Here is a 24,525-nt window from a genome sequence, read left to right as displayed (position 1 = left end):
CCAGACATTGAAATGGCCTCATGTGAAGGGAATGCAGCCAGCATAGCTTGGCTGGGACCCGGGACGAAGTCCGCCGGGAAGGTATCCGTCCGTTGTCACATAATGTTACCCTTAAATCGGATAATGTATATTATGGAAAATATAGATTATTGGTTTTCGGCAGAAAATGGCTCCAGGACGCTCAAACCACGCCGCATTGGTTCGGCTATAGGTTCGCTCACTCTCGCCATTTTGCGTGCTGCCGCATGCCCTCTGCTTGGGCATGTCCGGCCATGCCGCAGCATCTGGAGCGATGTATACGCCGAATTCCGCCCATGGCGCACTCTTTGCAATTTCAGGGCTGTCGCGCGCGGCATTCATCGCCGCGACCCATTTCCTGGAGAACCCCATGAGCCTCCCCAAGACCCTCCCGCAGACCTCCTGGCGGCGTTCGGTCATCCGCACCGTCGCCACGGCGACCCTCGGTCTGACCCTGCTGGCCGGCACGGCCCTCAGCTCCGGCACCACCGCCCAGGCCCAGAGCGTGATCCGGTACGGCATTTCGATGGCCGATATCCCGCTCACCGCCGGCCAGCCCAACAATGGCGCCGGCGGCTACCAGTTCACCGGCCACACCATTTATGACCCCCTGGTGGCGGTCGAGCTGAACATCTCCGACCGTCTGGGCAAGCTGACGCCCGGCCTGGCCGAAAGCTGGAAGGTCGACCCGACCGACCCGAAGAAATGGCTGTTCACCCTGCGCAAGGGCGTCAAATTCCATGACGGCTCGGAATTCACCGCCGATGCCGTGGTCTGGAACCTGGAAAAGGTGCTGAACGACAAGTCACCCTGGTACGACATCAAGCAGGCATCCCAGGTCCGCCCGCGCATTCCGTCGGTCGCCAGCTGGCGCAAGGTCGACGACTACACCGTCGAGATCACCACCAAGACCCCGGATGCGCTGTTCCTGTGGCAGCTGTCATGGTTCCTGATCTCCAGCCCGGCCCAGTATGACAAGGTTGGCAAGGACTGGGACAAGTTCGCCGCCACGCCCTCGGGCACCGGACCGTTCAAGCTGAGCCGGCTGGTGCCGCGCGAACTGGCTGAACTGAGCAAAAACCCCGACTACTGGAACAAGACCCGCATCGCCAAGGCCGACAAGATTGTGCTGGTGCCGATCCCGGAAGCCTCGGCGCGCACGGCCGCGCTGCTGTCGGGCCAGGTCGACATCATCGAGACGCCGGCGCCCGATGCGGTGCCGCAGCTGAAAAAAGCCAACATGAAGATCGTGCAGAATGTCACGCCGCATGTCTGGCCCTATCACTTCAGCCTGCTGCCGGGATCGCCCTGGGCCGATATCCGCGTGCGCAAGGCCGCCAATCTGGCGATCAACCGCGACGAGGTTGTCGCGCTGCTGAACGGCCTGGCCATGCCCGCCAAGGGCCAGGTCGATCCGACCAGCCCGTGGTTCGGCAAGCCGACCTTCGACATCAAGTACGATCAGGCGGCGGCCAAGAAGCTGATGGCCGAAGCCGGCTATTCGAAAGAAAAGCCGCTGAAGGCCACAGTGGTGATCGCAACGGGCGGCACCGGCCAGATGCTGTCGCTGCCGATGAACGAATATGTGCAGCAGGCGCTGGGCGAGATCGGCATCCAGCTTGAATTCAAGGTGGTCGAACTGGAAACGCTGTACACCCACTGGCGCAGCGGCGTGAAGTCGGACATCAACCAGGGCATCACGGCGATCAACCTGGCTTATGTGACCTCAGACCCCTTCTACGCCTTCGTGCGTTTCCTGCACAGCAAGTATACCTCGCCCAATGGCGTGAACTGGGGCTATTACGACAACCCCAAGGTTGATGCCCTGATCGAGGAAGCGCGCGCCACCTACGACATCTCGAAGCAGGATGCCATCATGGCGAAGCTGCACGAGATTTATGTCGACGAGGCGCATTACCTCTGGGTCGTGCATGACACCAATCCGCATGCCATGAACCCTAAGGTGAAGAGCTTCGTGCAGGCCCAGCACTGGTTCCAGGACCTGACGACCGTCGGTCTCGATTAAGACGCCTTAGGCGGCAACCACCATGTGGTTGTCCCACTGAAGCCTGCTGCGGGCGGCCAGATCCTCGATCGGGCCGCCCGTTTGCAGTTTATACAGCCGGCCAAGTCCGTTGGAGGCCAGGAATCCGGCCGAGACTTGCGGCGCGATACCGCAGACATCACGCGCCTCGCCCACCTGCACCATGGCTTCGCGCTCCATATCCCAAACCAGCACGCGGTTGCCGCGCGGGCTGCTGACTGCCAGATAGCGCCCGCTGCTGTCCATCGTGGCCGATCCGCAATACTGCTGCAGGGCGGTCCGCTGCTCCTCCGGCATCGGCAGAAAGCGCAAAGCCTTGGCACCTGCCGGCGCATCATGCAGGGCAACCAGCGGCACGTCGTCGTCTTCAGGCCCTTCATACTGCATGGCCATGGCCACGCGGCCGCGGCGGTCGATGGCGATATGGCGGATGCTGAGCTGGTGCAATTCCGTCTCAGGCCGGATCAGCGCCGCAAGGCTGCCATCGCGGCTGTCGATATAGGCCAGCGACGGATCCATTTCGGCGATGTTCAGCTTCAGCCGCGGCATGTCGGACCGCATCAGGATGCCGCCATTGGCGACCACCAGGGTGCGGCCATCGGGCATCAATTTCACCTCATGGGGATCGAGGCCATGGGTGCGGTATTCACCGACGCGGGCCCAGTTCTCGCGTGGCGCATAAATGCCGAGCACGCCCTCGCCTGTCGATGCAATCACCTCGGTGGCGAACAGCAGCCGGCCATCGCCGGTGAAGGCGCCATGGCCACAGAAACTGCGATCATCGGCGGATGGGATCATGCGTCCGGTCTCGCCGCTCAGCGGATCGAAGGCGAAAGCGAAGTCGCCCGGCCGGCGCGAGAAGGCGACGGCAATGCGGCCATCGGGGCTGCGGGCGAAGCTGTGACCGCGCTGCGGCAACGGCCGGCGATACCGGATGTTGCCCTCGGCATCGAAAGCGGCAAAACCGAAACCGCCCTTCTCGCCATAGGCATTCAGATACAGGCGTTCCGGTGTGGCGGCACGCAAGGAGACGGGCAGCAGGGCTACCGCACCGAAAAGCGATAAGGCCGTGCGCCGGGTGATGCTCATCTCAGTCGCCATCCAGCGCATTGAAGCCGACCGGGATATCGAGGGCCGGCGGCAGCTTGTCGCCCAGCAGTTTTTTCAGCGCCAGTGTTTCGGCGGCCAGCCTCTCGGCCTGCGGTCGTGCCGCCTTGTCCTGCACGGCGGTTTCCAGCGGCAGTTTCAGGGCAGCGGCCGCCGCCAGCGACCGGGAGAAGGCCTCACGGATTGCGGCATCGAGCGCCTTGTCAGCCACGGCGGGCGCGAAGCCGGTCTGGTAGAGGTCGCGGGCCGCCTCCAGATCGCGCTGGATGTTGCGCAGCGAACGCTCGCTGCGCCAGGATTCGGCCAGCCGTGGCCGCGCATCGTTCAGCGATCCGCCGAGCGGCCGGGCCAGCTTGTGATCGGACGCCAGCTCGACGGCCAGATACAGGGCCTTGAACAGTTCCAGCGTGGCTTCCTGTTCTTCGCGATAGGGCGCGTCGGCGGCTTTGGTATCCAGCATCACGGTGGCAAAGGCCTTTGTGCCGCCCTCGCGCCAGGCGTTGCGGGTTTCCTGCGCCATGCGCGACAGGTTGATGGCGATGGCTTCCACATAGCGGCAGCGATAGGCGGCATCGGTGCCGGCTTTCAGCTTGTTGGCGTCTTCTCCGAAGATCAGGCGCTCCAGCGCCGGCAGGCCCTGGGTGGCAACACTGCCCTTGGCCAGCAGGTCGACATCGACGGAACCGGCGGCATGTCTGGCCAGAAGCTCGGCCATCTGTTTGCCGATGGTGTTGCGGGGATCGGGCCAGAAGGCGAAACGCTGGCTGCGGAAGAACCAGTCCACCGGCCCGAAGCGCACATGCTGGATATCCTGCCAAGCATCCATGGTGGTGCCGAAGGCGGCCTGCAGTTCCGCGACAGGCTTGGCTGCCGGTACGGCGCAATAGGATTTTGCCGCAGTCTCCAGTGCGGCGGTCGCTGTTACCAGGGCGTCATACCGCGGCAGGATATGCTTCTCGACCGCCGCGCGGTTGAGCGCGGCATAGGTCGCGGGCTCGACGGCATGGCCGGGAGACGCCATGAAACCGAACAGCAGGGCGAAGATCGGGGCGGCAATGAAACGCATGATGTGACTCCGGACTAAAGCGAATTGATGAAGGCAAGCAGATCGGCGCGTTCGCTGCTGCTCATGCGCTGGACCCGGGCGCGCGCCGCTTCGGCCTCGCCGCCATGCCACAGGATCGCCTCAAGGGCACCGCGGGCGCGGCCGTCATGCAGCATGAAGTCATGCCCGCTGACGGTTTTGATCAGGCCCAGTCCCCAGAGCGGCGGTGTGCGCCAGTGCCGGCCGCTGGCCCTGCCCTCCGGCCGTTCGTCGGCCAGCCCCTCGCCCATGTCGTGCAGCAGCAGGTCGGTATAGGGATGGATGGTCTGTTCTGAGAGTTCCGGGCGGGCCGGATCGCTGCCGGTGGTGAAGCTCGGTGTGTGGCAACCGCTGCAGCCGGCCGCAGCGAACAGCGTTCTGCCGCGCAGCACGGCGGGATCTGCGGCGTTACGGCGCGGCGGCACCGCGAGATGGCGGGCATAGAAGCCGACCAGATCGAACATCTTGCGCGGCACTTCCACCTGTTCGCGCGCATCCTCGCCGACCGGCATGGCCCGGCAATCCTTCTGCGCAGTCGTACAATCCCCATGGGAGCTGCGCACCAGATGCGTCGAAAGGCCGAGATCGGTGGCGAAAGCCTCCGCCACCTGGTCGGCCACCGTCGGCATCCCGGCCTTCCAGCCGAAGCGCCCCAGCATGACACGGCCTTCAGACGGGCTGAACACCTGATTGGGAATGCCGGCGATGCCGTCGCCGTTGCTGTCTTCCGGATCGGTCTGTTTCAGGATTGCGGCTTCCGGGATCAGCTCCAGCAGACCCAGCCCGATCATCGGCGGCGCCACCCGGGGCGACATCATCGCCTGCGGATGCAGCGGACCGTAATTGAGATCGGAGATGCCATAGTGCGGCTTGCGCAGGATCACGGTCTCGCCGCCGGCCAGCGTAACGGTCAGCGCGCTGTAGCGCACCGTCATGCGGCCTTCGGCCAGCAGGCCCTGCACCGAGAAGGGTTGCAACTGGAAGCCATAGACCGGTTCCGGTGTGGCGTTGCGCAACAGGTCGTGCAACGCGCGATGATCGGCTTCCGTTTGCGGCGGGATGCTCAGCCGCAGCACCATCGACTGCGCCGCTTCGCCCGATACCAGCGGCTGGCCGCGTCCGTCACGGATATGACAGGACTGGCAGCTGCGCGCGTTATAGAGCGGCCCGAGGCCGTCGGAGGATTTCGTCGAGCTGGGCGACGGTACCCACAGCTTGCGAAAGATACCGTCGCCGATCTTGAAATCGAGCTGCCGCTCGAAATTCAGATTACCGGAGGGCTGCGAAAACGCCGTCGCGTCCAGCCGCCGGCCGGTGGCCGCACCGCCTGGCGGCTCATCCACCGCCAGCGCGGGCGCTCCTGTTGCCAGCAGCGCCAGTGCGACGGAAAAACTATTTCTTGCCGACCTTGTCAGGCGCATCGAGGCTGTCCGATCCTTCGAACGTCACCTTCAGCTTCAGCGCCGCAACCACGCGCTCCAGCGTCTTGGTCTGGTCGGTCAGGCGATCGATGGCGGCCTGCACCACGGCATTACCCTCGGCATTGCCCTCACCGATCATCTGGTCATAGGCCTCCTTGGTTTCGGCGCGCTGCTTGATCGCAGTCATCGCGTCGAAGGTCGCCTTGAGCTTGGCGCGCATCTCTGTATCGAGATCCGCCGACGCGGTCCGCACCAGCTGGGTCAGCGCCGGACCTTTGACCACGCTGCCATTGACGCGGGTATACTCACCGCCATAGACGGCCAGCATGCCGACCACGTTGTAGTAATGCGAGTTATGAGTGTTGTCCGAGAAGCAGTCATGCTCCTCTTCCGGATCGTGCAGCAGCAGGCCGAGCTTCATCCGCTCGCCGGCCAGTTCGCCATAGGACAGGCTGCCGATGCCGGTCAGCATGGCGCTGATGCCGTTGTCCATGCCCTTCGCGGTCAGCACCTTGCGTGCGGCACCCTCGGCGCCCCACTGCTTCACGATGAAGGCTAGGTCGTCGACCAGCATCTGGGTCACGACCGTCAGATATTGGCCGCGGCGGTCGCAGTTGCCGTTGGTGCAGCCCTGTTTGGCATAGTCGGTCCAGGGCCGGTTGCCGGCGCCCGGCCCGGTGCCATTCAGGTCCTGGCCCCAGAGCAGGAATTCGATGGCGTGATAGCCGGTCGCCACATTGGCTTCGACACCGCCCACTTCATGCAGTTTGCGCAGCAGCTTCCAGTCGATGACACGCGCATCCAGCGTTTTGCCACCGAACTTGAGCGTCTTGTTGGCGATCACATTGGCGGTATAGAGCGGGTTCTCATCCGACTCCGCGCCATACTTGCCGGCATCGACATAATCGATGAGGCCTTCGTCCAGCGGCCAGGCATTCACCTTGCCTTCCCACTCATCGACAACCGGGTTGCCGAAGCGTAAGACTTCCGACTGCTGGTAGGGCACACGGGCGGCAATCCATGCCGTACGGGCGGCCTTCAGGGTTGCTTCGGAGGGTTTCGCCACCAGGGCCGCGACAGCCTTGTGCAGGTTGCGCGCCGTGCTGAGCGAGTCTTCATACATCGCCTGCGCAATATCGCCGTAGGTCTTGATGGCCGCGGCCTTGGCCTTGTCCTGTGCGCCGGCCTGCTGGCCAACCAGCAGGCTCAGCATCACGGCGATAGTCGCGATCAGTCGCTTCATCGGTCTTCCCCGGAATTTATATGTCTTTGTCTTACTTCAAGAAGAACTGTACCGGCACCACGATATCCAGGCTCGACTTGTTGAGGCTGGCCGGGATCGGCGGCAATGGCGAAGCCTTGACGATCAGTCGCTCGACGGCCTCGTCCAGCATCTCGTGACCTGAACTGCGTTCGATCTTGTGCCGTACGACCCGGCCCTGGTCATCGATGGTGAAGCGTAGATGTGTCACGCCTTCCATGCGGCGCAGCTGGGCGCGACGCGGATATTCCTTGTTGCGCTCCAGATAGGCCAGCAGGGTGGCATAGTAATTGGCCTCGGCATCCGGGTTGGTTGCGACGCGCGGCGCGGAAACGGCCGGTGCCGGCGGCGCGACCGGTGCGGCAGCCACCTGCTGCGGGGCCGGTTCGGCTGCCGCTGCGGGCGGCGTCTCGACCGCAGGCTTGGGCGGCTCCGGTTTCGGTGGCTGCGGCTTGGGCTTCTGCACCACCACCGGCTTGGGCTTGGGCGGCGGCACCGGCTCCACGTCGGGCTCGGTGCTGTTGGAGGTGATCAGCTCGGGTTCTTTTTCCGGCGGCGGCGGTGGTGGGGGCACATGCTCCACCACCGGCTGCGGCATGGCCTCGACTGGCGGCGCGCTGGCCATCAGCAGCACTTCAATGCCCTGGAACTTCTCCTCGGCCTGGATCGGCTTTTGCCACAGCGGCAGGCCGAAGAACAGCAGAGCGATCGCGGCCAGATGCGCGCCGATCGATACCGTCCAGGAGGAAATCTTTGCCCGCATTGCCATCACCGTGCCGGTGCAACGGCCTGGGTTTTCTGCGTGGCGCCTTCGGCAACAAGCGAAATCTTGCCGAAGCCGGCCTGCCCGACGAGGCTCATCAGATCCATGATCTTGCCATATTCCAGCGTCTTGTCGCCGCGCACATAGACCACGGTATCCGGCTCGCTGCCGCGCAACTCCTGCAGGCGGGCAATCAGCCTGTCCTCTTCCACCGGATCCTTGCGGATAAACAGCTTGCCGTCCTTGTCGATGCTGACCACCAGCGGTTCCTTTGGCGGCGTCACCTTGGTGGCGGTCGTCTTGGGCAGCTGCAGCGGCACGCCGACCATCATCAGCGGCGCCGCCACCATGAAGATGATCAGCAGCACCAGCATGACGTCGACAAACGGCGTCACGTTGATGTCGGACATCGGCTTGTAGCCGTCGAAACCGTCATTGCTGTAATCGCTGCCGCCGGTGCCGATGGGAGAGATTGCCATGATGCGTGATCCTTACTGACCGGCCTCTGCATGCGGGCGCGCCGCATGAGGCTGGACAGACGTACGCGAGAACTGGCGGGCTGCCTCGTTGATGGCATTGTTGAAGCGCGCGGCCAGACGGCCGAGATCGGTGCTGAACTTGTTGTAGAGCACGACGGCGGGAATGGCGGCAACCAGCCCCAGCGCGGTGGCGAACAGCGCTTCGGCGATGCCGGGCGCGACGACGGCCAGGCTGGTATCGTTGGAGCCGGCGATCGCCGTGAAGCTGTTCATGATGCCCCAGACGGTGCCGAACAGACCGATGAAGGGCGCTGCCGAGCCGACCGTGGCGAGGAATGGCAAACCGGGTTCCAGCTGGCGCAGCTGCTGCGCCATGGCCTGACGCATCACCATCTCGAGGCGAACGCGGAATTCATAGCGGCTTTCACCGGGGTCGATGCCGTCGCGCTTCTCGCGCGCCGCAGCAGCGAGGATCGCGCCCTGGATGCCCTCGCCCGGCTTGGCCAGCATCACATCGGCTTTCACAGCGGCTTCGAAGGCGCGGGCGGCGCGGCGGGCGCGGCCGAAACTGACCACCTTCTCGGCCACGATGGCCCAGCACGCCACCGAGCTGATCACCAGGATTCCCATCACGCCCTGAACGATCGGATCGGCATGCAGGACCAGCGCCATGAAGGAGAGGTCATGGTTCATCGAAAACACTCCATTTTGCCGCATCGTTGGCGGCGCACGTCTGAGAGTCGGTCTCAACTAATAATGAGAACCGCTCGCAAAATAAAGCGCTTAGAGGCTGATTGTTATATTATAGCGTCAAATTGACGCAGAAATCAGTCCCAACCGAACCGCCGGCGCACATCGCGGGCGATATGATCCATATCGTCCAGGCGGCCGTTTTCCCACTGCATCAGGCGACCGTCGAACCACTGGATCAGGCCCTGGCTCAGCAGGCTCTCGAAAAAGGCGTCAAACCGCTTCGACTGTCCGGGCAGACGGGCCACCAGGACGGGCTTGCCGGTGGAGCAGGCTTCCGAGATCATCGACACGGAATCGCAGGTCACCACGATGACATCGGCCAGCGCCAGGAAGCCGAAATACGGGTTCGGCCCCTTCCCGTCCCATAAGGCCGCCGGCAGGCTGGCCAGGCCACCGCGCAGGATATTGGTCTCGGCCTCTCCGGTGCGCCGCGAGATGCTGGTCAGCAGGCCGCAGCCCGAACGCTCGACCATGTTGCGCAGCTGGGCGACAAAACCCTGCATCCACTCTTCGTCGAGCGTGTAGTAGCGGTTGTTGCCGCCGATCAGCACTGCGACGCGCGGCCTGGGCAGATGATCGTATTCCTGGCGGATCGCCTCGGCGCCGCTGTCGAGCTTGAACCGCGTCACCCGGTGCAGCGCACCCTTGGAGGTCATCACGTTCAGGCCGCGTATCCGATCATGCTCGGGCACGATCAGCAGGTCCCAGTATGTGGGGGAAGATTTCGGATCCTGGATATGGATCAGCACCGTGCGGCCGCCGCTGGCCTGCTTGACCGCCAGTGCCCAGAGCGCCGACTTGCGCCCGCAGGTGATCAGCACATCGGGCCAGGGCTGGCCGCCAAAGGCCGCCATGCTTTCCGGCGTCATCGCCTTGAGGCTGGCAAACGCCGGCAGCATCGGCGACCAGGTGTAAGGCCAGCGATACTCGACCTCGAAACTCTGCGGCAGGGCGAAGCCGCCGCCATTGAACAGGGCTTCCGCCAGACCGAGCGCCTGGCTCATCATGCCGACAGCGCCCTTCTGCGACACCGCCCAGATCGACTTCAGCATTCGATCACCATGCCGTCATAGGCCGGTTCGACGCCGGCCGGCAGTTCCGCCTTCAGCCTGTTGTAATCGAGCTCGAAATTCAGGTTGGTCAGGATCGCGCGCTCGGGTTTGAGACGGTCGATCCAGCCCAGCGTCTGTTCCAGATGGCTGTGGGTCGGATGCGGCTTGTAGCGCAGCGCATCGACAATCCAGACCTTCACGCCGGCAAGGGTCTCGAACGCTGCGTCATCAAGGCCGACGACATCGTTCGAATAGGCCAGGTCGCCAAACCGGAAGCCCAGCGAATGAATCTTGCCGTGATCCTGGCGGAACGGCTGCACGGTGATCGCGCCGACGGTGAACGGCCCGTCGATCAGGCGCGGCTCGATGATGGGCGGATAGCCATCGCTCATGGCCTCGAAGCAGTAGCCGAATTTCTTGCGCAGGCGCTGATGGGTGAAATCATCGGCATAGCCGATCACGCGCTCACCCGATGTATAGGCCAGAATGCGCAGATCGTCGGCGCCATGGGTCTGGTCGGCATGATCGTGGGTCCAGGCCACGGCCGTCACCGAGGTGAGACCGTTGGCCAGAAACTGGTTGCGCAGATCCGGGCTGGTATCGATCAGCAGGCGGGTGCTGCCCTGCTCCACCACGATGGATCCGCGGCTGCGGCGGTTCTTCGGCTCGGCCGGATCGCAGTCGCCCCAGGCGCCATCGATGCGCGGAACGCCGGTGGAAGTGCCGCAACCAAGAATAATGGCGCGCATCGAGTCCTCAGGCAGCCCGGCGGTCGCCGACCGCATCGCGCGGCACCTTGTCGAACAGGCGCAGGAAATTCGCCGTCGTCGTATCGGTGATCTCGGCCACGCCGACGCCCTTCAGCTTGGCGAGGAAGGCGGCCGTATGGGCCACGAACGACGGCTCGTTGCGCTTGCCGCGCATCGGCACCGGCGCCAGATAGGGCGCATCGGTTTCCACCAGCAGGTTCTGCATCGGCAGCGCCAGCGCGGACTCCTGCACGGCCTTGGCCTTGTTGAAGGTCAGGATGCCGGAGAAGGACACCATCATGTCATGCTTCACGGCCTGCTCGGCCAGCGGCTGACCGGACGAGAAGCAGTGCAGCAGGCCCTTGAATTTGCCCTTGGCCATTTCGGCATCCAGGATTGCGGCGGTGTCGTCATCCGCATCGCGGGTATGGATCACCACCGGCAGTCCGGTCTCGCGCGCAGCCTGGATATGAGCCAGGAAGCAGGTCTTCTGGGCTTCGCGATCGCTGTGTTCGTAGAAATAGTCCAGCCCGGTCTCGCCGATGCCGACGACCTTCGGATGCTGGGTCAGCGCGATCAGTTTCGCCGCGGCGACATCCACATGGTCGTCTGCCTCATGCGGGTGAATCCCGACCGTGCAGTAGACATCGGGATAGGCTTCCGCCACCGCCAGCACGCGGTCGAACTGGTCCAGCCGCGTCGAGATGGTCAGCATCAGGCCGACACCGGCCTGGCGCGCCCGCGCGATGATGGCATCGCGCTCCTCGGCGAAATCCGGGAAGTCCAGATGGCAGTGACTATCGATCAGCAACGCCATCTCAGGCGCCTTCTTTCGCTGCTTCCACATGACGGGGGAACACGCCCTGCGGCACCGGCAGCGGCGTGCCGGCGCGCAGGCGGCCGGGTTCGCCCAGATGCGCGAAGCTGCGCGCGGCTTCCGAGACGCCGAGCTGGTCCAGCATTTTCGCCGCCGACTGCGGCATGAAGGGCTGCGACAGGATCGCGAGCTGGCGGATCGCCTCCAGCAGGGTCCACAGCACCGTCTGCATGCGCGCGGGATTGGTCTTGCGCAGCGTCCAGGGCGCTTCGACATCGATATACTTGTTGGCGGCATCGACCAGGTCGAACCATTGCTGGATGGCGATATGGATCGCCTGCTCGTCCAGCGACGCGCGCAACTGCCCGATCAGGCTGTCGGCCTGGGCCAGCAGGGCCTCGTCGGCGTCGTTCAACGGACCCGGTGTCGGCACCGAGGCATTGGTGTTCTTGGCGCAGAATGACAGCGTGCGCTGCGCCAGGTTGCCGAAACCGTTGGCGAGTTCGGAATTGATGCGGTTCATGATCGCGGCGCGGCGGAAATCGCCATCATTGCCGAACGGCACTTCGCGCATCAGGAAATAGCGTGTCTGGTCGAGGCCGTATTCCTCGATCAGCTGCAGCGGATCGATGACGTTGCCCAGCGACTTGGAGATCTTCTGGCCTTCGTTGGTCCACCAGCCATGGGCGAAGACGCGCTTCTGCACCGGAATATCGGCGGCCATCAGGAAGGCCGGCCAGTAGACGGCGTGGAACCGCAGGATATCCTTGCCGACCATATGCAGGTCGGCCGGCCAGTAGCGGTTGTATTTCTCGCTCTCGGTATTCGGATAGCCGGCGGCCGTGATGTAATTGGTCAGGGCGTCGAGCCAGACATACATCACATGGGCTTCGTCGCCCGGCACCGGAATGCCCCATTTGAAAGTGGTGCGCGAGACTGAGAGATCCTTCAGGCCGCCTTTCACGAAGCTCATCACCTCGTTGCGGCGGCTGCTCGGCAGGATGAAGCCGGGATTGTCCTCGTAGAATTTCAGCAGCCGGTCGGTCCAGGCCGACAGTTTGAAGAAATACGACGGCTCCTTCACCCACTCCACCGGCGCGCCCGACGGCGCCAGTTTCTGGCCGTTCGGACCGTCGACGAGTTCGTCTTCCTGGTAGAAGGCCTCGTCACGCACGGCATACCAGCCGGCGTAATCCCCCAGATAGATATTCCCGGACGCAACAAGCTTCTGCCACAACGCCTGCACGGCGGTCACATGCCGCGGCTCGGTGGTGCGGATGAAGTCGTCGTTGGAGAAATTCATCGCCTTCGCGAGATCGCGGAAGGTCTGGCTCACGGTATCGCAGAAGGATTTCGGATCGGTGCCGGCGACTTCGGCCGACTTCTCCACCTTCTGGCCATGCTCATCCGTGCCGGTCAGGAACATCACGTCAAAGCCATCGAGCCGCTTGAAGCGCGCCAGCACATCGCAGGCCAGCGAGGTGTAGGCATGCCCGATATGCGGCTTGTCGTTGACGTAATAGATCGGCGTGGTGATGTAATAGCTTTTGCGGGTCATGGGCTTGAAAGTAGGGTCTGGCCCCGGCAGATGCCAGCGGCGGGCCTTTTGCTAACACCGCAGGCGCTATTTTTCCAGCGATTCCAGCCCTCTGACGGCATCCAGCAGTGCGGTTTCGCTCGTCTGGCCCCGCTGCATGCGGGAAATCCGCATCGACGGGTACCAGGGCGTCCGCTCCGTGCCGGCCATGAGGTAGAAAAACAGGCTCTTGCCGGCGGGCGCCAGCACCTGCACCGGGTGCCCCAAACTGCCCGCCAGATGCGCCGTGATATTGGAAACCGTCAGTGTAGCATCCAGCGCGGCGATCTGGTCGGTCAGGGCTGCAAGGTCGTTGCGGGCATCCACTGTGGCGTCATGGATATAGCGATCGCCGAACAGGGCGCGCAGGCCGGCCTGTTCGTCTGCGGTGACATCATATTGCAGGCAGACGAACCGCGTGCCGGCCAAGGCCGCCAGCGGTGCCAGATCGGCAATGGCAATGGACTTGGCGGTGCCGAGTGCGGGATTGGCGCTGCGCCAGGACAGGCCGATCAGGCGATCTGTGCTGCCATTCTGATATTTCCGTCGGAAGCCGGTCATGCGCGCTGCATCGGATTGCAGCACCCGCAGGCCCGGCGGCGGTCCCTGTGCCAGATCGCCCAGCGGCAGATGCCCGTCGAAGGTGCGCTTGAGCAACGCCGGATCAGCCGTTTTGCCTTCCGGCATGAACTCGATCTGCGGGAAGCGTCGCTGTAGTAACGGGATCAGGCGCGGATCGGTTTCCAGCGTGACAATGGCGCCGGCATCGAGCAGCGCGGGCAGGTATTGCAGGAACAGCAAACGGTCGCCCAACCCCTGCTCGCCCCAGATCAGCAAACGTTTGCCAGACGGATCGCCGCCCTCATTCCACTGCGGCCAGGGCCAACTGCGGCGCGGCAGCGGCGGTTCGGCCTTACGCCAGCGCCAGCGATAGGCCGGCCAGCCGGCCGTGAAATCGCCATCGGCCAGTGCGGCGAGCGCATGGTTCCACTGGGTTTCGGCATCGTTGGGCCGGCGTGACAGCGCGGCTCGGTAGGCCGCAAGCGCATCGGCCAGTTCGCCCATCGCATGTTTGGCCTGGGCGAAGCCGGCCAGGGCATCGGGATGTCCCTGGCTGAGACGGATGGCACGCTCCAGCAGCGGCAGCGCCGCTTCGGTCTGGCCCAGCTCGCGCAGCGCCGCACCCTTGTTGATCAGGGCGGGCGGGTAATCGGGTCGCAGCTGCAAGGCGCGGTCGAAATGCGGCAGGGCTCCGGCATGATCGCCGGACAGCGCCAGCAGGTTGCCCAGGTTGTTGTGGCATTCCGGCGCCTGCGGCGCGAAACCCACGGCGCGTTCGGCGGCATCGCGGGCGCCGGGCAGATCGCCCATCGCCTGCAGGCAGGTGGCCAGATTGAGCCAGGCCCCGGCATGGCCGGGCTTGCGCGTCAGCAGCTCGCGATACCCGCCGGCCGCCAGATCCCACAGACCGCCCAGCCGATGCACTTCCGACCAGGCAAACAGCGCGTCGTCGTCCTTCGGCGCCAGCCGTCGTGCGGTTTCGGCAGCCAGACGGGCCGCCTCCAGGTCGCCGCTGGCCAGCAGGGCCTCGGTATAGCTCAGCCAGAGTCCGAGCTGGTTCGGGGCACGGTCGAGCGCATGGCGCAACAGCACCGGCGCTTCACCCGCCCGCCCGCTCTGCACCAGCAGGCGGCCCAGCAGGTTATAGGCATCGAGCGCGTCGGGTGCAGAGGCCAGCACGGCGCGATAATACCGCTCGGCATTCGGCAGGTCGCCCTGGCGATGTGCTTCCAGTCCGGCCTGCAGCTGCTGCAGAAGCGCTGCGTCCATCGGGGCCGCTGCTCCGGCGGTCATGTCTCGAAGCGGAAGTCTGGAACGTCGATACAGCGTTCCAGCAGGCGCTTCAGCCGCTCCTGGACCTCCAGGCAAAGCTCGGGCATGGCATCCGGGACTAGCTGCTGCGGCACGTCGGACAGGCCATCGCGGCTGAACTCGACCAACACATCCTGCTGCATCAGGAATACGGCCTGGGCAAAGAAGTTGAGCATCTCGCGCCGCTCCAGCAGCATCAGATAGGCGCCCATGGCTTTCAGCAGGGCATGGAAGGCGCGCACTTTCACCGCGGTCACTTCATAGACGATCGGTTCGCGCGTCGCCGGCGGCATATTCTCCAGCTTGCTCTCGATCACATCGCAGAAGGACAGGAACTCCTGCACGCGACGGAAGCCGTCGGCGTAATCCGAGAACGACAGCATCGTGGCCATTTCGAACATATTGGTGGTGATGGCCGCCACGTCGTTGGCACGGCCATTCAGCACCTGCAGCAGACGCACCGCCTGGCTGGCAGCAGAGTCCACGGTTGCAAGGTCGATCTGATTCTGCCGATAGTCCTGCATAATGATCGCCAGCAGAGCATAAATTGGTTAATGGTTTGATTGCCCTGCAACGCCGATTTCGCTAGAGTGCGTTTTTAATGTCTATGAGTCGCGCCACCCAATCCGCCGAATCCGGCCTCCGGCCGTCGGTTTCTTTTCCCCATCGCCATCTCCTTGGAATTGAAGGGCTTTCTGCCCAGGATATCCAGATTCTGCTGGATCAGTCCGACCGCTATGTCGATCTGAACCGGGCGGTGGAGAAGAAACAGTCCAGCCTGCGCGGCCGGACCATCATTAACCTGTTCTTCGAAAACTCGACCCGCACCCGCACCTCCTTCGAGCTGGCGGGCAAGCGACTCGGCGGCGACGTCATCAACATGTCGGTCGCCACCTCGTCGGTGAAAAAGGGCGAGACCCTGATCGACACTGCGATCACCCTGAATGCCATGCACCCGGATCTGCTGGTCGTGCGGCACCAGGATTCGGGCGCAGTCGCCCTGCTGGCCCAGAAGGTCGGCTGCAGCGTCATCAACGGCGGCGACGGCAGCCATGAACATCCGACCCAGGCCCTGCTCGACGCGCTGACCATCCGCCGTCGCAAGGGCCGGCTGGAAGGCCTGTCAGTCGCCATCTGCGGCGACATCCTGCACAGCCGGGTGGCGCGCTCGAACATCCACCTGCTGAACACCATGGGCGCCCGCGTGCGCCTGATCGCCCCGCCCACATTGCTGCCGGCCTTTGCCGAGCGGCTCGGCGTCGAAGTCTTCCACGACATGCGCAAGGGCCTGACCGACGTCGACATCGTGATGATGCTGCGTCTGCAGATGGAGCGCTTTCACGGCTCCTTCGTGCCGTCCACGCGGGAATACTTCCACTTTTACGGCCTCGATCACGAGAAGCTGGCCTTCGCCAAGCCCGATGCCCTGATCATGCATCCCGGCCCGATGAATCGCGGCATCGAGATCGATACCGAGGTGGCCGACGACATTCACCGCAGCGTCATCCACGAGCAGGTCGAGATGGGCGTCGCCGTCCGCATGGCCTGCCTGGAGCTGCTGGCCCAGCATCTGCCGAACTGGCGTCACAGCACGCCGCCGGATCTTGCAGATAAAACGGGCTCGTAAAGAAAACCCATGCCTCGTCGTCGTAAACTCTACACCAACGCGCGCCTGCTCGACCCGGCCTCGGGTCTCGATGTCAAAGGCGCATTGCTCACCGAGGGCGACCGCATCGTCGATCTCGGCCCCAAGCTCGCCAGCGGCAACTTCGCCGGCGATACCGAGCAGATCGACTGCCAGGGCCACTGCCTGTCGCCGGGCCTGATCGACATGCATGTCTGGCTGCGCGAGCCGGGTGCCGAGCATCAGGAAACCATTGCCACCGGCGCTCGCGCCGCAGCCGCCGGCGGCGTCACCACCATGGTGGCGATGCCCAATACCGATCCGGTGATCGACGAAGTGGCGCTGGTGGAATTCATCGCCCGCCGCGGCACGGATACCGCCGTGGTGCGGATCCTGCCGGCCGCCGCCATCACCAAGGGCACCCGGGGAGAAGAACTGACCGAACTTGGCCTGCTGGCCCAGGCCGGCGCAGTTGCCTTCACCGATGGCGAGAAGTCGATCGCCTCGCCGCGCCTGATGCGCCGGGCGCTGTCCTACGCCACCGTCTTCGATCTGCTGCTGATGCAGCATTGCGAAGATCCGTCGCTGGCCAAGGGCGGCGTAATGAACGAGGGCGAGATCGCCGCCCGCCTCGGCCTGTCCGGCATCCCGGCCATGGCCGAAACCATCATGCTGGAACGCGACATCCGCCTGCTGGAAATGACCAACGGCCGCCTGCACGCCTCGCATCTCTCGACGCAGGACTCGCTGGATGCCGTGCGTCGCGCCAAGGCCCGCGGCCTGCGCATCACCGCCGGCGCCGCTCCGCATAACTTCTCGCTCAACGAATTCGATGTCGGCGACTATCGCACCTTCGCCAAGGTGAAGCCGCCGCTGCGCGTCGAGAGCGACCGCAAGGCCGTGGTCGAGGCCATCGCGGATGGCACCATCGATGTGATCTCCTCGGCCCATGCGCCGCAGGATCCGGAAAGCAAGCGCCTGCCGTTTGCCCAGGCCGAATTCGGCATGATCGGGCTGGAGACGCTGCTGGCGCTGACTCTGGGTCTGTATCACGACGGCTCGGTGCCGCTGCTGAAGCTGCTGGCCTGCCTCACCTGCAATCCGGCCAAGCTGCTCAAGCTGGACAGCGGTCGTCTCGCGCCCGGCGCACCGGCCGACCTGCTGGTCTTCGACCCCGACACGCCCTGGCGCGTCGATGAAAAGAAATTCCGCTCGAAGGCAAAGAATTCCGCCTATGACGGCCGCCGCGTTCAGGGCCATGCGCTGCGCACGGTGGTTGCCGGCGAGACGGTCTTCCAGCGCAAGCGCGAAAGCTGATCGCCATGGATGCGGCCTTCTGGATCTTCGATCTGCCCTACTACATTGCTGCCGTCGTCTTCGGCTACATGCTCGGCTCGATCCCCTTCGGCCTGGTGGTGACGAAGATGAGCGGGCTGGGCGATATCCGCAGCATCGGCTCGGGCAATATCGGCGCCACCAATGTGCTGCGCACCGGCCGCAAGGATCTGGCGGCCGCCACGCTGATTCTTGATGGCGGAAAAGGCACCGTCGCTGCGCTGCTGGGCGCGTATTACGGCCCCGACATCATGCTGCTGGCCGCCTTCGCCGCCTTCATCGGTCATCTGTTTCCGATCTGGCTGCGCTTCAATGGCGGCAAGGGCGTCGCCACCTATCTTGGCGTCATGCTCGGCGTCGCCTGGCCGGTCGGTGTCTTCGCCTGCGCCTGCTGGCTGGTTGTTGCCCTGATCACCAGGCTGTCGTCGCTGTCGGCGCTGGTCACCGCTGTCGCAACGCCGGTCGTCGCCTGGATTTATGTCAGCCCGGAAGCCGGCGTCATGGGGTTCGCCATGGCGTTCCTCGTCTTCATTCGCCACCATCAGAATATCGCCCGCCTGCTCAAGGGCGAGGAACCCAAGATCGGCAAGAAGAAACCCGATGGCAGCGGGTCGCCTCCTCAGTGAGCCTGAGAAACGCGACTGGCTGCGGCTGATCCGCAGCGCGCATCTGGGACCGATCACCTTCCACAACATACTCCGGTATTACGGCAGCGCCGCCAAAGCCATCGAGAAGCTGCCCGAGATGGCGCAGCGCGGCGGCGCGCGGCGCAAGATCACCCTTGCCGACGAAAAGACCGTCACGCAGGAACTGAAGGCGCTGAAGACCTGCGGCTCCACCCTGCTGGCCTGGGGCGAGCCCGGCTATCCCGTCGGCCTGATGCAGCTGGAAGACGCACCGCCGCTGCTGGCAGTGAAAGGCGATCCGCTGATCACGCAGCAGCCCGGCATCGCCATTGTCGGCGCACGGAATGCCTCGGCCATCGGCCAGCGCTTCACCCGCGACATCGCCGCCGACCTCAGCCGCCACGGCTTCTGCATTCTGTCGGGTCTCGCGCGCGGCATCGACCGGGCCGCCCATGACGGCGCGCTGTCGGCCGGCGGCAGGACGGCAGCCTTTATCGGCACCGGCATCGACGTGGTATTTCCGCCCGAGAATGCCGCGCTGCATGAGCAGATCGCTGCACAGGGTGCGATCTTTGCCGAGATGCCGCCGGGCACCCCGCCGCTGGCGCAGAATTTCCCGCGCCGCAACCGCCTGATCAGCGGGGCATCATTGGGCGTGCTGGTGATCGAGGCGGCGCTGAAATCCGGTTCGCTGATCACCGCGCGTATGGCGGCCGAACAGGGCCGCGAGGTGATGGCGGTGCCGGGCTCGCCGCTCGATCCGCGCTGCCATGGCAGCAACGACCTGATCCGCCAGGGCGCCACCCTGGTCGAGCGCATCGATGACATCCTGGCCGTGGTGGCGCCGCAGCAAAGCGCGCTGCCTGTTGCAGCAAAGCCGGATCGCGTCGCACCGATTGGCGATGACGATCTCGGCCGCGCCCATGCCGAACTTGATCGTTTGCTCTCGCCCTCGCCGGTGCTGGTCGACGATCTGGTCCGGCTCAGCGGCCTGGCCGCGGCCATCGTGCAGATGGTGCTGACCGAAAAGGAACTGGCCGGCAGCCTGCTGCGCCATCCCGGCGGCAAGGTCTCGTCGGCCTGAAAAAATCCGCTTGCCTTTCCGCCGGCCCGGCGGTAGGTCTCCGGTTACGGGGACAATGCGGTCTCCCCGACTGAGATACTCCGGTATCCAAGCGCCGCTCCTGATCGTCACGCAAAAACCGCGCGTGGCAGGAGTAGCAAGATGAATACCAGCACCCTTCCCTCCATCTCCGTTGTCGACCTGGCGCGCGCGCAATCCGCCGGGCGTTTCCCGTATCTGATCGATCTGCGGCGCGAGGAACGCTATGCCGAAGCGGCGGATACCATCCGCGGCGCGCGGCGGCGACGGCCCGAACAGATCGGCCTCTGGGCGCAGGCCCTGCCACGCGATCAGGAGATCGTCGTGGCTTGCGTGCATGGCCATGAGGTCAGCCAGGAGGCCTGCACCGAGCTGCAGCGGCGCGGCTATCGCGCCCGCTATCTGGTCGATGGCATCGAGGGCTGGCGTGCCGCCGGTGGACCGCTGCAGGCGAAGCCGCCGGTGGAGGCCAGCCGCTGGATCACCCGCGAACGGCCGAAGATCGACCGCATCGCCTGCCCCTGGCTGGTACGGCGCTTCATCGATGCCGATGCACGCTTTCTCTATGTGCCGGCCGACCAGGTCTTCGCCCGCGCCGAAGCGTGGCAGGCCACGCCCTATGACATCCCTGGCGCGGCCTACAGCCATGATGGTGAGCTTTGCAGCTTCGATACCTTTATCGCGAAGCATGTCCTGGGCGGCGATCCGGCTCTGATGCGCCTGGCCACCATCGTGCGGGCGGCCGATACCGGTCATCCGGAACTGGCGCCGCAGGCGCCTGGCCTGCTGGCCATCTCGCTCGGACTTTCGGTCATGTTGCAGGATGATGACATCATGCTGGAGCGCGGCATGCTGATCTACGATGCCCTGTATGCCTGGTGCGCCAGTGCCGCAGGCGAACAACACGGCTGGCCGCCGGCGGCGTAAGCGGGTAGAAAAAACCATGGATACGATTCCGCAAAAAACCGCCCCCTCTTTCGGCGAGGCCTTTAAAACCTGGGCCAAGATCGGCCTGCTCAGCTTCGGCGGCCCGGCCGGGCAGATCGCCATGATGCATCGCATCGTGGTCGACGAGAAAAAGTGGGTCAGCGAGCCGCAGTTCCTGCATGCGCTCAACTTCTGCATGCTGCTGCCCGGGCCGGAGGCGCAGCAGACCGCCACCTATATCGGCTGGCTGCTGCATCGCTGGAAGGGCGGCCTTGCCGCCGGCCTGCTGTTCATTCTGCCCGGCCTTGCCGTCATCCTCGCCTTGAGCACCATCTACGTGCTGTGGCGCGAGGTGCCGGTCATCAGCGGCTTGTTCTTCGGCCTGCAGGCGGCCGTGCTGGCCATTGTGTTTGAGGCGATGCAGCGCATTGCCAAACGCGCGATCAAGACGCGCTTCCTGCTCGGCCTCAGTGCGGCCGCTTTCATCGGGCTGTTCGTCTTGCAGATTCCTTTCCCACTGGTCGTGCTCGGCGCCGGCCTGGTCGGCTGGCGCATCGGCCAGGCGCGACCCGACTGGATCGGCGTGCAGATGAAGCATGATGACGATGTGCTGCCCAGCGTGGCGCCGAGCTGGCAGCGCAACATCGGCATCCTCGCCCTCTTCGCGCTGCTCTGGGCCGTACCGGTGCTGTACAGCTTCGCCGTCTTCGGTCCCGATCACGTCTTCAGCCAGGTCGGTGTGTTCTTCAGCAAGATGGCGGTGGTCACCTTCGGCGGCGCCTACGCAGTGCTCGCCTATGTCGGCCAGCAGGCGGTGGAAGGTTTCGGCTGGCTCGGTCCCGACGAGATGCTGCATGGCCTCGGCCTGGCCGAGACCACGCCCGGTCCGCTGATCCTGGTGCTCACCTTCGTCGGCTATATCGCCGGCTTCCGCTTCGGCGGCCTCGATCCGCTGCTCGGCGGCCTGTTCGGCGGCCTGCTCGCCACCTGGGTCACCTTCGTGCCCTGCTTCCTGTGGATATTCCTTTGCGCGCCCTATGTGGAACGCATCCGCCATGTGCAGGCCTTCAGCCATGCACTGGCAGCGATCACGGCGGCCGTAGTCGGCGTGATCCTCAATCTCGCAGTCTGGTTCAGCCTGCACACACTGTTCCGCGAGATGCAGCCGGTGTCCTGGTCTGGCATAACTTGGGATCTGCCGGTGCTTGCCAGTCTCGATCCCTGGATGGCAGCGCTGTCAGCAGCAGCACTGGTCGCGGTCTTCCGCTTTCATCTTGCGTTAGGCTGGCTACTTAGTGGGGCCGCTATTGCCGGTATAGCGATATACTTCATTCGCTCTACCGTTCAGCTCTCTATTTCATTCTAAAAAAAGGGGGCCGAAGCCCCCTTTTCCGTCTCGTCTCGCGCAGTGGCTTAGAGGCCGACCTGCGTGATGAACTTGGTGTTCAGGTAGGACTCGATGGCTTCCGAGCCGCCTTCCGAACCGTAGCCCGAATCCTTGATGCCGCCGAACGGCACTTCCGGCAGGGCCAGGCCATGATGGTTGATCGACACCATGCCGGACTCGAACGCCGCACCGATGGCAGCCGCCGTCTTGGCCGACTTGGTGTAGGCATAGGCCGCCAGGCCGAAGGGCAGACGGTTGGCCTCTTCCACCACCGCATCGAAGTTCGAGAAAGGCACGATCGGCGCCAGCGGGCCGAAAGGCTCCTCGTTCATGATGCGCATGTCGTTGTTCATGTTGGTCAGCACGGTGGGCTCGAAGAAGTTGCCCTTGTTGCCGATGCGCTTGCCGCCGGTTTCCACCTTGGCGCCCTTCGACACGGCGTCGGCGACAAACATCTCCATCGCCTGCACGCGGCGGTCATTGGCCAGCGGACCCATGCGGGTGTCCTTGTCCATGCCGTCGCCCACTTTCAGCGACTTGGCAAAGGCCGTGAAGCCCTCGACGAACTGGCCGTAGACCTTCTCATGCACCAGGAAACGGGTCGGCGACACGCAGACCTGGCCGGCATTGCGGAACTTGTTGGCCGACAGCACCTTGATGGCGGTATCGACATCGGCGTCTTCAAAGACGATGGCCGGCGCATGGCCGCCCAGCTCCATGGTGATGCGCTTCATATGCGCACCGGCCAGCATGGCGAGATGCTTGCCCACCGGGGTCGAGCCGGTGAAGGTGATCTTGCGGATCACCGGATGCGGGATCAGGTATTCCGAGATTTCCGACGGCACGCCGTAGACGAGCTGGATCGCGCCGGCCGGCACGCCGGCATCGACATAGGCCTGAACCAGCGCGGCGCAGGCGGCCGGGGTCTCTTCCGGGCCCTTCAGGATGATCGAGCAGCCGGCAGCCAGGGCAGCCGAGCATTTGCGCACCGCCTGGTTGATCGGGAAATTCCACGGCGTGAAGGCGGCGACCGGACCGACCGGCTCCTTGATCACCAGCTGGTACACGCCTTCGGCGCGCGGCGGCACGATGCGGCCATAGGTGCGGCGGGCTTCCTCGGCGAACCAGTCCATGATGTCGCCGGCGAGCATCGTCTCGCCCTTGGCTTCGATGAAGGGCTTGCCCTGCTCCATCGACATGATCTTGCCGATCTCGTCGGAGCGGCTGCGGATGATGTCGGCGGCCTTGCGCAGCACCTTGTAACGGTCGAAGGGCGAAACCTTCTTCCAGGCCTTGAAGCCCTTGTCGGCAGCGGCCAGTGCGCGGTCGAGGTCGGCCTTGTCGGCATGGGCGACCTTGCCGATCTCTTCGCCGGTGGCCGGGTTCAGAACCGGCTGGCTCTTGCCGCTCGCACCCTTGCCCCAGGCGCCGTCGATATAAAGCTGCACTTCGGGATACATATGACCTCCACAATATAAGCTGAGCTTGGTCGATTTCGGGGCCGGATTATGGCGCAAACACAACGGCCCCGCTACCGGTTGCGCCCCGGCTCCGGCATCCCCAGAATGGCCGCCTCATCACTCGTCTTTTCAAAGTACAAGCATGCCCAAGAAGCCCGCAAAAACGCCCGCCAGGGCTGCCAAAGTCCCGGCTGCCGATAACCACAGCGAAACCACCGTCCTGCTGCGTATCGCTGCGGCGCTGGAACGACTGGCGCCGCCGCAGGCCCCGGTCTTCGATGACAAGACCGCCGACGCCTTTGTCTGGCATGCGGATCCCGCGCCCGGCTGGCTGGCGCCGGTGCCCAGCATCAACGCCGTGCCGATCCGTCTGCTGCAGGGCGTGGAGCGCGTGCGCGACATCCTGCTCGACAACACCCAGCGCTTCGCTAAGGGCCTGCCGGCCAACAACGCCCTGCTCTGGGGCGCGCGCGGCATGGGCAAGTCCTCGCTGGTCAAGGCCGTGCATGGCGCGATCAATGCCGAAAAGGCGCATGCGCTGGCGCTGGTGGAAATCCACCGCGAGGACATACCATCCCTGCCCGCGCTGCTGACCCTGCTGCGCGAGTCAAAGCGCCGCTTTGTGCTGTTCTGTGACGATCTGTCTTTCGATGCGGAAGACCAGCATTACAAGTCGCTGAAAGCCGTGCTGGACGGCGGCATCGAGGGCCGGCCCGATAACGTGATCCTCTATGCGACCTCGAACCGCCGCCATCTGCTGCCGCGCGACATGATGGAGAACGAGAAGTCGACCGCGATCAATCCGCATGAAGCCGTGGAAGAGAAAGTGTCGCTGTCGGATCGCTTCGGCCTCTGGCTCGGTTTCCATTCCTGCAGCCAGGAGGATTTCTTCGCCATGCTGGACGGCTATTGCGCCGCCTATGGCCTGAAGATCGACCAGAAGCAGCTGCGCGCCGAAGCGGTGGAATGGTCGATGACGCGCGGTGCGCGGTCTGGCCGCGTCGCCTGGCAGTTCATCCAGGATCTCGCCGGCCGTCTCGGCAAGCCGCTGAAAGCCCCGAAGTAGGG

Annotated in this window: 22 protein-coding genes; 8 read left to right on the top strand and 14 right to left on the bottom strand. The window is 64.4% G+C overall.

The annotated features are described in order from the left end of the window. Positions 1 to 388 precede the first annotated feature (388 nt). A complete protein-coding gene (locus AC1ROT_RS20865; protein WP_492972990.1) occupies positions 389 to 2,044 on the top strand; it encodes an ABC transporter substrate-binding protein in 1,656 nt (551 codons plus the stop codon). Between the two features lie 6 nt (positions 2,045 to 2,050). Here AC1ROT_RS20865 and AC1ROT_RS20860 read toward each other — a convergent pair whose 3' ends face one another. The 13 genes from AC1ROT_RS20860 to AC1ROT_RS20800 form a co-directional block, all read right to left on the bottom strand. Further along, the gene (locus AC1ROT_RS20860; RefSeq protein ID WP_493001423.1) at positions 2,051 to 3,151 is read right to left on the bottom strand and encodes a DUF1513 domain-containing protein; all 1,101 of its coding nucleotides are present in this window, start codon (positions 3,149 to 3,151) and stop codon (positions 2,051 to 2,053) included. 1 nt (position 3,152) lies between these two features. After that, positions 3,153 to 4,235 carry an imelysin family protein gene (locus AC1ROT_RS20855; protein WP_493001422.1) on the bottom strand — a complete coding sequence of 361 codons (1,083 nt, stop codon included), beginning with the start codon at positions 4,233 to 4,235 and terminating at the stop codon, positions 3,153 to 3,155. A 14-nt stretch (positions 4,236 to 4,249) separates the two neighbouring features. Further along, the gene (locus AC1ROT_RS20850; RefSeq protein WP_493001420.1) at positions 4,250 to 5,674 is read right to left on the bottom strand and encodes a di-heme oxidoreductase family protein; all 1,425 of its coding nucleotides are present in this window, start codon (positions 5,672 to 5,674) and stop codon (positions 4,250 to 4,252) included. Continuing rightward, positions 5,646 to 6,917, bottom strand: a complete 1,272-nt coding sequence (locus tag AC1ROT_RS20845) for an imelysin family protein (protein ID WP_493001418.1) — start codon at positions 6,915 to 6,917, stop codon at positions 5,646 to 5,648. The genes AC1ROT_RS20850 and AC1ROT_RS20845 overlap by 29 nt, the downstream gene beginning before the upstream one ends. 31 nt (positions 6,918 to 6,948) lie before the next feature. Further along, a complete protein-coding gene (locus AC1ROT_RS20840) occupies positions 6,949 to 7,698 on the bottom strand; it encodes an energy transducer TonB family protein (protein ID WP_493001416.1) in 750 nt (249 codons plus the stop codon). A 5-nt stretch (positions 7,699 to 7,703) separates the two neighbouring features. Further along, positions 7,704 to 8,177, bottom strand: a complete 474-nt coding sequence (gene tolR / locus AC1ROT_RS20835) for a protein TolR (protein ID WP_492972983.1) — start codon at positions 8,175 to 8,177, stop codon at positions 7,704 to 7,706. A 12-nt stretch (positions 8,178 to 8,189) separates the two neighbouring features. Then, complete coding sequence (locus tag AC1ROT_RS20830; RefSeq protein WP_492972982.1) at positions 8,190 to 8,870, bottom strand: MotA/TolQ/ExbB proton channel family protein; 681 nt, start codon at positions 8,868 to 8,870, stop codon at positions 8,190 to 8,192. Positions 8,871 to 9,004: 134 nt separating this feature from the next. After that, complete coding sequence (locus AC1ROT_RS20825; RefSeq protein ID WP_493001414.1) at positions 9,005 to 9,982, bottom strand: mitochondrial fission ELM1 family protein; 978 nt, start codon at positions 9,980 to 9,982, stop codon at positions 9,005 to 9,007. Then, complete coding sequence (locus AC1ROT_RS20820) at positions 9,976 to 10,731, bottom strand: MBL fold metallo-hydrolase (RefSeq protein ID WP_493001413.1); 756 nt, start codon at positions 10,729 to 10,731, stop codon at positions 9,976 to 9,978. The genes AC1ROT_RS20825 and AC1ROT_RS20820 overlap by 7 nt, the downstream gene beginning before the upstream one ends. A 7-nt stretch (positions 10,732 to 10,738) precedes the next feature. Further along, positions 10,739 to 11,542 carry a TatD family hydrolase gene (locus tag AC1ROT_RS20815; protein WP_492973284.1) on the bottom strand — a complete coding sequence of 268 codons (804 nt, stop codon included), beginning with the start codon at positions 11,540 to 11,542 and terminating at the stop codon, positions 10,739 to 10,741. Between the two features lie 7 nt (positions 11,543 to 11,549). Then, positions 11,550 to 13,106, bottom strand: a complete 1,557-nt coding sequence (gene metG / locus AC1ROT_RS20810; RefSeq protein WP_493001412.1) for a methionine--tRNA ligase — start codon at positions 13,104 to 13,106, stop codon at positions 11,550 to 11,552. A gap of 66 nt (positions 13,107 to 13,172) precedes the next feature. Continuing rightward, positions 13,173 to 14,954 (bottom strand): tetratricopeptide repeat protein, encoded by a 1,782-nt coding sequence (locus AC1ROT_RS20805; protein WP_493001410.1) that lies wholly within the window; start codon positions 14,952 to 14,954, stop codon positions 13,173 to 13,175. A 20-nt stretch (positions 14,955 to 14,974) separates the two neighbouring features. Then, positions 14,975 to 15,520, bottom strand: a complete 546-nt coding sequence (locus tag AC1ROT_RS20800) for a hypothetical protein (protein WP_492972977.1) — start codon at positions 15,518 to 15,520, stop codon at positions 14,975 to 14,977. An 83-nt stretch (positions 15,521 to 15,603) separates the two neighbouring features. Between AC1ROT_RS20800 and AC1ROT_RS20795 the strand changes: the two genes are divergently transcribed. The 6 genes from AC1ROT_RS20795 (at position 15,604) to chrA (ending at position 21,976) form a co-directional block, all read left to right on the top strand. Continuing rightward, the gene (locus tag AC1ROT_RS20795) at positions 15,604 to 16,623 is read left to right on the top strand and encodes an aspartate carbamoyltransferase catalytic subunit (protein WP_492973283.1); all 1,020 of its coding nucleotides are present in this window, start codon (positions 15,604 to 15,606) and stop codon (positions 16,621 to 16,623) included. 9 nt (positions 16,624 to 16,632) lie between these two features. After that, on the top strand, positions 16,633 to 17,937 hold the full coding sequence (gene pyrC / locus AC1ROT_RS20790; RefSeq protein ID WP_493001408.1) for a dihydroorotase: 1,305 nt from the start codon (positions 16,633 to 16,635) through the stop codon (positions 17,935 to 17,937). 5 nt (positions 17,938 to 17,942) lie between these two features. Next, positions 17,943 to 18,581, top strand: a complete 639-nt coding sequence (gene plsY / locus AC1ROT_RS20785) for a glycerol-3-phosphate 1-O-acyltransferase PlsY (protein WP_493001407.1) — start codon at positions 17,943 to 17,945, stop codon at positions 18,579 to 18,581. Then, a complete protein-coding gene (gene dprA, locus AC1ROT_RS20780; protein WP_493001405.1) occupies positions 18,556 to 19,665 on the top strand; it encodes a DNA-processing protein DprA in 1,110 nt (369 codons plus the stop codon). The genes plsY and dprA overlap by 26 nt, the downstream gene beginning before the upstream one ends. A gap of 141 nt (positions 19,666 to 19,806) precedes the next feature. After that, complete coding sequence (locus tag AC1ROT_RS20775; RefSeq protein ID WP_493001403.1) at positions 19,807 to 20,610, top strand: chromate resistance protein ChrB domain-containing protein; 804 nt, start codon at positions 19,807 to 19,809, stop codon at positions 20,608 to 20,610. Between the two features lie 16 nt (positions 20,611 to 20,626). Further along, a complete protein-coding gene (gene chrA / locus AC1ROT_RS20770) occupies positions 20,627 to 21,976 on the top strand; it encodes a chromate efflux transporter (protein WP_493001401.1) in 1,350 nt (449 codons plus the stop codon). Between the two features lie 47 nt (positions 21,977 to 22,023). On the opposite strand, the gene AC1ROT_RS20765 is transcribed toward chrA, so the two are convergent. After that, on the bottom strand, positions 22,024 to 23,457 hold the full coding sequence (locus tag AC1ROT_RS20765) for an NAD-dependent succinate-semialdehyde dehydrogenase (RefSeq protein WP_492972971.1): 1,434 nt from the start codon (positions 23,455 to 23,457) through the stop codon (positions 22,024 to 22,026). A gap of 142 nt (positions 23,458 to 23,599) precedes the next feature. Here AC1ROT_RS20765 and AC1ROT_RS20760 point away from each other — a divergent pair, with 142 nt between their 5' ends. Next, on the top strand, positions 23,600 to 24,523 hold the full coding sequence (locus tag AC1ROT_RS20760) for an ATP-binding protein (protein WP_492972970.1): 924 nt from the start codon (positions 23,600 to 23,602) through the stop codon (positions 24,521 to 24,523). The last annotated feature ends 2 nt before the right edge of the window (positions 24,524 to 24,525 follow it).

The sequence above is a fragment of the Ferrovibrio sp. GW821-FHT12E11 genome (genome assembly GCF_058806975.1).
The sequence above is the reverse complement of the archived record's forward strand: the minus strand, read 5'-3'. Positions and strand labels throughout refer to the sequence as shown.